Origin of the sequence: Nocardia sp. NPDC059764, assembly GCF_042732555.1 — a bacterium.
Lineage (GTDB): Bacteria > Actinomycetota > Actinomycetes > Mycobacteriales > Mycobacteriaceae > Nocardia.
Map to the genome: position 1 here is coordinate 1 of NZ_JBHWHH010000236.1, position 8,483 is coordinate 8,483.

Consider the following 8,483-nt stretch of genomic DNA (forward strand, 5'->3'; position numbering starts at 1 on the left):
ATCCGCGTCCCGGGCAGCGCCCTGATCGACTAGACGGCGGCCGTGGCCAGCGCCTCCGTCGACGCCACGGCCTGGCCCACGCCCGCCACGATCGCGGCCGCGCGCAGCGCCTCGAAGATCACCTCGCGCGACACGCCCGCCTCACGCAGCGTGTGCTCGTGCGCCTCCAGGCAGTGCTGGCAGCCGTTGATCGAGGAGACCGCGAACGACCACAGCTCGAAATCGACCTTGTCCACGCCGGGAGTGCCGATGATCTGCATGCGCAGGCCCGCGCGCAGATCGTCGTAGCGGCCCTCCAGGAACGCCTTGCCGCGGTAGAACACATTGTTCATACCCATGATCGACGCGGCGCCCAGTGCGGCGTTGTACGCCTCGGCCGACAGCACGTCGGCCGCCTCCTCGGCGATCTCCCGCAGCGTGGTCGCGGACTTGGTGGCCGCGGCCGAGGCCAGCAGGGTGCCCCACAGCTGCTGCTCGTTGAGCACGGTGCTGCGCGCCATGGACGACAGGTTGAGCTTGAGGTCCTTGGCGTACTCGGGCAGCGAGTTCTTCAGGTTATCGATGGTCACGACGAAATTCCTTACAAGCCTTGCTCTTACACCGACGCGGTCATGAGCTCGCCGGCCTGGATGGTCGGGTCGCCCTTCTTCCAGTTGCAGGCGCACAGCTCGTCGGACTGCAGGGCGTCCAGCACGCGCAGCACCTCGTCGACATTGCGGCCCACCGAACCGGCGGTGACCGACACGAACTGGATCTCGTTGTTCGGGTCGACGATGAAGGTGGCGCGGTCGGCGACGCCATCGGCATTGAGCACGCCGGTGGCCGCGGCCAGTTCCCGCTTCAGGTCGCTGAGCATCGGGAACGGGAGGGTCTTGAGCTCCTCGTGCTGTGCGCGCCACTGGAAGTGGACGAACTCGTTGTCGACGGAGGCACCCAGCACCTGCGCGTCGCGATCGGCGAACTCCTCGTTCAGCTTGCCGAAGGCGGCGATCTCGGTCGGGCACACGAAGGTGAAGTCCTTGGGCCAGAAGAAGACGATGCGCCACTTGCCGGCGTAGTCGTCGCTCGAGATCTGGGTGAAGTAGTCGTCGGGCTGCTGAGCGTTCACCTTCGAGAGATCACCGCCGATGACAGCCTTCAGGTTGTACGCGGGGAACTGATCGCCGATGGTCAGCAGTGCCATGAATGCTCCTCGTTGTAGTCATGCCGATTGTGTCGAGACTTCTGTATACGATCTTGGCCGAACAGCGGTGAGAGGTAAAGGTGATCGGTCGCACTACACTCATAGGCGTGACTGATCAAACTTATCAGCCCACCCTGTCACAGCTGCGTGCGTTCGTGGCCGTCGCGGAGTACCGGCACTTCGGTACCGCGGCGACCCGGCTCGGCGTGAGCCAGCCCACGTTATCCCAGGCGTTGGCATCACTGGAAAACGGACTGGGGCTGTTGCTGATCGAACGCAGTACGCGTCGTGTGCTGGTCACCGCGGACGGCAAACGTTTGCTGCCGCAAGCCATCGCGACCCTCGAGGCCGCTGACCGATTTGTCGCGTCGGCCGCCGGGGAGGGGCTGCGCGGCACCCTGCGGCTGGGCATCATCCCGACCGTCGCCCCCTACGTGCTGCCCACCTTGCTGCCCGAATTGCGCAGGCGGGTACCCGCTCTCGCGCCGCACGTCATCGAGGACCAGACCGCCCGGCTGCTCGAGGGCCTGCGCTCGGGCGTGCTCGACGTGGCCATGCTGGCGCTGCCCGCCGACGCGCCCGGCCTGGTCGAGATACCGCTCTACACCGAGGAGTTCGTGCTGGTCGTGCCACGCGGCCACGAGCTGGCCGGCCGCTCCGACCTGACCCCGGCCGATCTCGACGCGCTGCCGCTGCTGCTCCTCGACGAGGGCCACTGCCTGCGCGATCAGACCATGGACCTGTGCCGCACCCACGACGCGCACCCCGGCGCGGTCGGCGACACCCGCGCCGCGTCGCTGGCCACGGTGGTGCAGTTCGTCGCGGGCGACCTCGGCGTCACCCTGATCCCGGCCATGGCGGTCCCGGCCGAGACCGCGCGCGGCACCCTGGACGTGGCGACCTTCGCCGCACCCGCTCCGGGCCGCACAGTCGGGCTGGCGTTCCGGTCCTCCACCGCGCGCGGCGACGACTACGAGCTGCTCGCCGAGATCATTCGCGAGGGCCGTCCGCGCTGATCCCGCGCGCTCGCCGGGTGCCGCGACAAATCCGGCAACCTGCGCGGTTGCGTCACCCTGGGGTGTCTGAAACGCTCGAGCCATGCGCGTCCATCACCTCAACTGCGGCACCATGGGATTCGGCGTCATCGATCACTGCCTGCTCCTCGAGACTCGCGACGCGCTCGTGCTCGTCGACACCGGGTTCGGGCTCGAGACCGTGCGGCAGCCCGGAAAGATGCTGGGTGCCAGCCGGTTCCTGATGGGCGCGAAACCGTCCGAGGGCGAGACCGCGATCCGCCAGATCCAGGCACTGGGCTACGACCCGCGCGACGTCCGGCACATCATCCTCACCCACCTCGACCTGGACCATTCCGGCGGGCTCTCGGACTTCCCCGAAGCCACCGTGCACATCCACGGCCCCGAATTCCGGGCCGCAACCGCCACTCCGACCCTGTCCGAGAAGCTGCGCTACCGGGCCGCGCAATGGGCGCACGGACCCAAGTGGATGGTGAACGAGGTCGAGGGCGGCGAGGACTGGTTCGGCTTCACCGCGGTGCGCGACCTGCCCGGGCTGCCGCCGGAGATCCTGGTGGTGCCGCTGCTCGGTCACACCCGCGGTCACGCCGGCGTGGCGATCGATCACGGCAACGGATGGCTCCTGCACGCCGGTGACTCGTTCTTCACCGAATCCAGCATCCATCCCGAGGAGCCGTTCACACCGTTCTGGTGGAAGGTCTACGAGACCGGGTCCATCGTGGGGGACGCGTACCGGCTGAACCAGCGGCGATTGCAGGAACTGCGGAAGCTGCACGGGGACACGGTGACCGTCGTCAACTCTCACGACGCGGGGCTGTTCGCGCGGATCGCCGGGCGATGAACGACCGGTGGGCACGGAGGCTTCCGGCCGCGAGTGATCCACTGTTCGTCTACGGCACCCTGCGGTTCGAGGCCGTGCTGACCGCGTTGATCGGCCGCGTACCGCGGATGGAACCCGCGCGGCTGATCGGACGGCGGGCCGCCGTGCTGCCCAGCCGGGCGTATCCGGGACTGGTCACCGCGGCCGACGCCGTGACCGAGGGCTTCGTGCTCACCGGGCTCACCGCCGACGACTGGCGCGTGCTCGACGCCTTCGAGGACGACGAGTACGACCTGACCCCGGTGTCGGTGCACGCGGGGGAGCGCGTCGGGTACGCGTGGACCTACACCTGGACCGCCGAGGTCGCCGAGGCCGATTGGTCGGCCGTGGACTTCGAGTCCGGGCACCTACCGTATTACGAGTCGAAATGTGCTGCGTGGCGGCGGGATCTGGTCCTGCTCAGCGAGACTGTATGACGCGGGACACATTCGTGCGGTAGAAGTTGGTCGCATGGATGCACAGGGCACTGATCGGACCGTGACGGGCGCGCGCTCGCAGGCGCTTGGAGATCTGCTGCGGCGCAGTGCCGCCCGGGTCCCGGACAAGACCGCGCTGGTGTGGCGCGATCGGCGCGAGAGTTACGCCGATCTGGACACGGCCGTGAACCGGGTCGCGCACAGCCTGGCCGATCGCGGTGTGGGGCAGGGGGATCGGGTCGCGATCTACTCGCACAACTGCCGTGAGTTCGTGCTCCTCTACTTCGCGCTGGCGCGGCTGGGCGCGATCTCGGTGCCGATCAATTTCATGCTCACCGCCGACGAGGTGGCGTTCATCCTCGAACACAGCGCGGCGGTCGGTTTCATCGCCGAGGATGGCCTCGCCGAACAGGCCGAAGCCGCCGTGAAACAGCTGGGTGACGGCCAGATCCGGCTGCTCGGCCGGATCGCCCTGGGCGACCTGCCCGCGACGACCGGATGGGAGGACGTGAGCGCCTGGGTATCCCACTCCGACACCTCCGCCCCCGAGGTGTTCGTCGCCGACGACGACCCCATCCAGATCATGTACACCTCCGGCACCGAGTCGCGCCCCAAGGGCGCGGTGCTGTCGAGCCGCGCGCTGATCGCGCAGTACACCAGCGTCGTCGTCGACGGCCGCATGAGCGCCGACGACGTCGAGGTGCACGCGCTGCCGCTGTACCACTGCGCCCAGCTGCACTGCTTCCTCACCCCCGACCTGTGGCTGGGCGCGACCAGCATCCTGCTGCCCGGCCCCGACCCGGCCACGGTGCTGCGCACCATCGAAACCGAGCGGGCCACCAAACTGTTCTGCCCGCCCACGGTCTGGGTCTCGCTGCTGCGCCACCCCGACTTCGACAGCTACGACCTGTCGTCCCTGCGCAAGGGCTACTACGGTGCGAGCATCATGCCCGTCGAGGTGCTGCACGAACTGGCCGAACGGCTACCCGGCGTCGGCCTCACCAACTTCTACGGCCAGACCGAACTCTCGCCGCTGGCAACGGTTCTCGTGCCCGAGGACCAGCTCACCAAGCCCGGGTCGGCGGGCCGCCCGGCGCTCAATGTCGAGACCCGGGTGGTCGACGACGACGACAATCCGGTCGGCGTCGGTGTCGTCGGCGAGATCGTGCACCGGTCGCCGCAGGCCATGCTCGGCTACTGGAACGATCCCGCCAAGACCGCGGAAGCCTTCCGCAACGGCTGGTTCCACAGCGGCGACCTGGGCGTACTGGACGCCGACGGCTATCTCAGCGTGGTCGACCGCAAGAAGGACATGATCAAGACCGGCGGTGAGAACGTGGCCAGCCGTGAGGTCGAGGAAGTCCTCTACGAACACCCGGACGTCTCCGAGGCCGCCGTGGTCGGCATCCCGCATCCGCGCTGGATCGAGGCGGTCGCCGCGATCGTGGTGGCGCGCACCGGAACCGCGCCGGACGCCGCCGCCGTCATCGCCCACTGCAAACAGCGCCTCGCCGGATACAAGGTGCCCAAGTACGTGACCTTCGTCGAGGCGCTGCCCAAGAACCCCAGCGGCAAGATCCTCAAGCGCGAATTGCGTACGCGGCACGCGGATCTGGCCGCGCAGGACTGATCAGCCGATCAGATCCACATGGGCGATGTTCGCCCGATCGCCGGGGTCCTCGCTCGGAGCCCCGGCGAACCAGGCGTCGAGAATCTCGCTCAGCTGCGCGCGCGAGGTGAGGCGCAGACTCAGCGCCAGCACGTTGGCGTCGTTCCACTTCCGCGCTCCCTCAGCGGTATACGCGTCCACGCACAGCGCCGCCCGCACCCCGGCGACCTTGTTGGCGGCGATGGACGCGCCGGTGCCGGTCCAGCAGCACACGATGGCCTGCTCGGTCCGGCCGTCGGCGACGTCGCGCGCCGCCGCCTCGCACGCCCACGCCCAATCGTCGCGTTCGTCCGGATCGAGGGCCCCGTGCACGGTCACCTCGTGCCCGTGCGTCCGCAGCTCCTCGACCACGGCCGTGGCCACCCCGGTGTCCTCGTCCGCGGCAACCGAAATCCTCATGCGGTCATTCTCCTCGACGAGGTCCGGGATTGGGGGGACTAGCGATTCGTGACGCGCGCGAGCGCTTCGGGATAGCGTGCCCCGGCCACCGATGCGGCCGGCGCGGCGGCCTCGATGCGGGCCAGATCCTCCGGCGACAGCACGATCTCGGTGGCGGCCACGTTCTGTTCGAGGTAGGTGCGGCGCTTGGTCCCGGGGATCGGAACTACGTCGTCGCCGCGGGACTGCACCCAGGCCAGGGCCAACTGCCCCGCGGTGACGCCCTTCTCGTCGGCCAGTTCCCGCAGGGCCGCGACGATGGCGAGATTGGCGTCGATATTGCCGTCGGCGAACCGGGGCAGCCGGCGGCGCATGTCGTCGGCGGGCAGATCGGCGGTGGAGGTGATCGCGCCGGTGAGGAAGCCGCGACCCAGCGGCGAGAACGGCACGATGCCGATTCCGAGCTCGCGGCAGGCGGGCACGATCTCGGCCTCGATATCGCGGGTCCACAGCGACCATTCGCTCTGCAGCGCGGTCACCGGGTGGACGGCGTGGGCGGCGCGGATCGTGTCGGCGGAGGCCTCGGAGATGCCGAGGTAGCGGACCTTGCCGGCCTGCACGAGTTCCGACAGCGCGCCCCAGGTCTCCTCGATGGGCACATTCGGGTCCACGCGATGCTGGTAGTAGAGGTCGATGTGGTCGACGCCCAGCCGCGCGAGCGACTCGTCGCAGGACTGCTTCACATACGCGGCGTCGCCGCGCGCGCCGAGCGTGCCCTGCTCACCCCAGACGATGCCGAACTTGGTGGCCAGCACGACCCGGTCGCGACGGTCGGCGATGGCGCGGCCGAGCAGCCGCTCGTTGGTCTCCGGGCCATAGACGTTCGAGGTGTCGAGCAGGGTGACGCCCAGGTCGAGGGCCCGGTGGATGGTGGCGATGGACTCGGTGTCGTTGTCCTGGACGCCGTAGGCGCCGCTCATGCCCATGCAGCCGAGGCCCTGGGCGCCGACGGTCAGCTCGCCGAGCTTCCTGGTCGCGATCATGCGATGAATCCTCCTCGGTAGGAATGGAATTCGCGGCGTTCGCCGACTGACCGGAACGCTACGACCTGGAGTGCGCTCCAAGTCAAGATCAGCGGCGGTTGGGCAGGTGGTGGTGCAGCAGGACGGTGAGCTGGGTGCCCGCGTCGGTGAAGGGGAGAGCGGATTTCAGGGCCCGGCTCTGCACGATCGCGCCCTCGATGACCGAGAGTGCGAAGCCGGACAGGGAACAGGCGGTGGCGCGTTCGATGCCCGCGTCGACCAGGCCGTCGGCCAGCCGCGCGGTCCATTCGGAGAAGGCTTGACCGGCGGCCGACTGCAGGGTCGGGTCCAGTTCGTCGAGGGCGGCGGCCATCATGAACGATCCCGCGCGGAACTCGCTGGTCTCGAGCTGGCCGCGCCAGAAGCCGAGTAACTCGTCGACCCAGGCGTCGAGGGAGGGCGCGACCGGCAGCGCGTCGGACATGCGGCTCACGTGGGAGTAGACCATGCGCGACACGATGCGGGCCGCAGTGGCCACCAGTTCCCCCTTGCCGGAGGGGAAGTGCTGGTAGAGCGAGTTTCTGGAGGCGTTGCTGCGTTTGAGGAGTTCGTTGAGACCGGCCGCGTGCACGCCGTGTTCCTGGACGGTGGTGATGGTGCTCGCGATCAATCGGGCGCGTGGTCCCGCCGTCATTGCAATTTCCTCCAGCCCTTGTGTGAACCGATCGGTCCATGTTAAACCTAACCCATGTGGACCGATCGGTTCATATGGGAAAAGAGGAAATCCGCGCATGTCAGCCCAGATCGCCACCGCCACTCCGGTAGCCCATGCCGCCCTGCTCGGCCTGGGCGTGTACCGGCCACGCCGGGTGGTCCCCAACGCCGAGATCGTCGACCGCATCAACTCCTCCGACGAATGGATCCGGACCCGCTCCGGCATCGAGGCCCGTCACTGGGCCGATGACGACGAGACCATCGTCGGCATGAGCACCGCCGCCGCCCGCGACGCGCTCGCCGCCGCCGGGGTCACCGCCGAGCAGATCGACGCGGTCATCCTGGCCACCTCCTCGCAGATGGTGTTGGGACCGTCCGCCGGAGCCGTGGTCGCGACCGAACTCGGCATGCACGACACCGCCGCCTTCGACGTCTCGGCCGGATGCGCGGGCTTCTGCTACGCGCTCGCCAACGGGGCCAACCTGGTGCGCGCCGGTCAGGCCCGGCACGTGCTGGTGATCGGCGTGGAGCGGCTCTCGGACCTGCTCGACCAGGACGACCGCACCTGCGCGTTCATCTTCGCCGACGGTGCCGGCGCGGTCGTGGTGGGCGCCTCCGACGTCGAGGGCATCGGGCCGGTGGCCTGGGGCTCGGACGGCAGCCAGACCGCCGCGATCAAGCAGGACAAGGACTTCAAGACCTACTTCGCCGAGGTCGCCGCGGCGGAGGCCAGTGGCGGCACCACCGAGCGGCCCTACATCCGGATGAACGGCGCGGCCGTATTCCGCTGGGCCGTAACGTTCTTGGAGAAGGCCTGCCGTGACGCGCTGGACCAGGCGGGCGTGAACGTGGAGGATCTGGACGCGTTCGTGCCGCACCAGGCCAATGGTCGGATCACCGACGCGCTGGTGCGGGCGCTGCACATGCCCCAGAACATCGCCGTCGCACGGGATATCGCGGAGGCGGGCAACACCAGCGCCGCGTCGATCCCGATGGCGATGGAGCAGCTGCTGCGCTCGGGCGCCTCGAAGCCGGGCGACACCGCGCTGCTGCTGGGCTTCGGCGCGGGCCTGGCCTACGCCGGTCAGGTGGTCACGCTCCCCGCGATCGCGTGACGATCGGCCCGGCGACAACGAAATCCGTTGTGTGAAACGACGAAAAACGAAGCGCCCCGCACAGCCAGGCTG

General features: G+C 68.8%; 10 protein-coding genes. 5 read left to right on the top strand and 5 right to left on the bottom strand.

Annotated features, from left to right (window positions below; all coding sequences use genetic code 11):
- Positions 1-29: 29 nt before the first annotated feature.
- Positions 30-569, bottom strand: coding sequence for a carboxymuconolactone decarboxylase family protein (locus ACFV4K_RS32525; protein WP_379096728.1), 540 nt, complete (start codon positions 567-569; stop codon positions 30-32).
- A 26-nt stretch (positions 570-595) separates the two neighbouring features.
- Positions 596-1,183, bottom strand: a complete 588-nt coding sequence (locus ACFV4K_RS32530) for a peroxiredoxin (protein WP_213556646.1) — start codon at positions 1,181-1,183, stop codon at positions 596-598.
- Between the two features lie 107 nt (positions 1,184-1,290).
- Between ACFV4K_RS32530 and ACFV4K_RS32535 the strand changes: the two genes are divergently transcribed.
- From ACFV4K_RS32535 to ACFV4K_RS32550, 4 genes are all read left to right on the top strand, one after another.
- Positions 1,291-2,199 carry a LysR substrate-binding domain-containing protein gene (locus tag ACFV4K_RS32535; protein WP_379280086.1) on the top strand — a complete coding sequence of 303 codons (909 nt, stop codon included), beginning with the start codon at positions 1,291-1,293 and terminating at the stop codon, positions 2,197-2,199.
- A gap of 82 nt (positions 2,200-2,281) precedes the next feature.
- Positions 2,282-3,058 (top strand): MBL fold metallo-hydrolase, encoded by a 777-nt coding sequence (locus ACFV4K_RS32540; RefSeq protein WP_379280087.1) that lies wholly within the window; start codon positions 2,282-2,284, stop codon positions 3,056-3,058.
- On the top strand, positions 3,055-3,513 hold the full coding sequence (locus ACFV4K_RS32545; RefSeq protein ID WP_379280088.1) for a gamma-glutamylcyclotransferase family protein: 459 nt from the start codon (positions 3,055-3,057) through the stop codon (positions 3,511-3,513). The genes ACFV4K_RS32540 and ACFV4K_RS32545 overlap by 4 nt, the downstream gene beginning before the upstream one ends.
- A gap of 34 nt (positions 3,514-3,547) precedes the next feature.
- The gene (locus ACFV4K_RS32550) at positions 3,548-5,143 is read left to right on the top strand and encodes an acyl-CoA synthetase (RefSeq protein ID WP_379280090.1); all 1,596 of its coding nucleotides are present in this window, start codon (positions 3,548-3,550) and stop codon (positions 5,141-5,143) included.
- Here the strand turns inward: ACFV4K_RS32550 and ACFV4K_RS32555 are convergent, their stop codons facing one another.
- The 3 genes from ACFV4K_RS32555 to ACFV4K_RS32565 form a co-directional block, all read right to left on the bottom strand.
- Positions 5,144-5,581 (bottom strand): RpiB/LacA/LacB family sugar-phosphate isomerase, encoded by a 438-nt coding sequence (locus ACFV4K_RS32555; protein ID WP_379280091.1) that lies wholly within the window; start codon positions 5,579-5,581, stop codon positions 5,144-5,146.
- 38 nt (positions 5,582-5,619) lie between these two features.
- Positions 5,620-6,603 (bottom strand): aldo/keto reductase, encoded by a 984-nt coding sequence (locus ACFV4K_RS32560; RefSeq protein WP_379280093.1) that lies wholly within the window; start codon positions 6,601-6,603, stop codon positions 5,620-5,622.
- A gap of 88 nt (positions 6,604-6,691) precedes the next feature.
- Entirely contained in the window at positions 6,692-7,276 is a 585-nt protein-coding gene (locus tag ACFV4K_RS32565; RefSeq protein ID WP_357282998.1) for a TetR/AcrR family transcriptional regulator, read from the bottom strand.
- A gap of 97 nt (positions 7,277-7,373) precedes the next feature.
- Between ACFV4K_RS32565 and ACFV4K_RS32570 the strand changes: the two genes are divergently transcribed.
- Positions 7,374-8,411 (top strand): beta-ketoacyl-ACP synthase III, encoded by a 1,038-nt coding sequence (locus tag ACFV4K_RS32570; protein ID WP_379280094.1) that lies wholly within the window; start codon positions 7,374-7,376, stop codon positions 8,409-8,411.
- The last annotated feature ends 72 nt before the right edge of the window (positions 8,412-8,483 follow it).

Excerpts from the sequence above, each read along its gene's own strand:
- ACFV4K_RS32555 (WP_379280091.1), bottom strand. The coding sequence starts at position 5,581 with ATGAGGATTTCGGTTGCCGCGGACGAGGACACCGGGGTGGCCACGGCC.
- ACFV4K_RS32565 (WP_357282998.1), bottom strand. The coding sequence starts at position 7,276 with ATGACGGCGGGACCACGCGCCCGATTGATCGCGAGCACCATCACCACC.
- ACFV4K_RS32550 (WP_379280090.1), top strand. The coding sequence starts at position 3,548 with ATGGATGCACAGGGCACTGATCGGACCGTGACGGGCGCGCGCTCGCAG.
- ACFV4K_RS32560 (WP_379280093.1), bottom strand. The coding sequence starts at position 6,603 with ATGATCGCGACCAGGAAGCTCGGCGAGCTGACCGTCGGCGCCCAGGGC.
- ACFV4K_RS32570 (WP_379280094.1), top strand. The coding sequence starts at position 7,374 with ATGTCAGCCCAGATCGCCACCGCCACTCCGGTAGCCCATGCCGCCCTG.
- ACFV4K_RS32530 (WP_213556646.1), bottom strand. The coding sequence starts at position 1,183 with ATGGCACTGCTGACCATCGGCGATCAGTTCCCCGCGTACAACCTGAAG.
- ACFV4K_RS32540 (WP_379280087.1), top strand. The coding sequence starts at position 2,282 with ATGCGCGTCCATCACCTCAACTGCGGCACCATGGGATTCGGCGTCATC.
- ACFV4K_RS32545 (WP_379280088.1), top strand. The coding sequence starts at position 3,055 with ATGAACGACCGGTGGGCACGGAGGCTTCCGGCCGCGAGTGATCCACTG.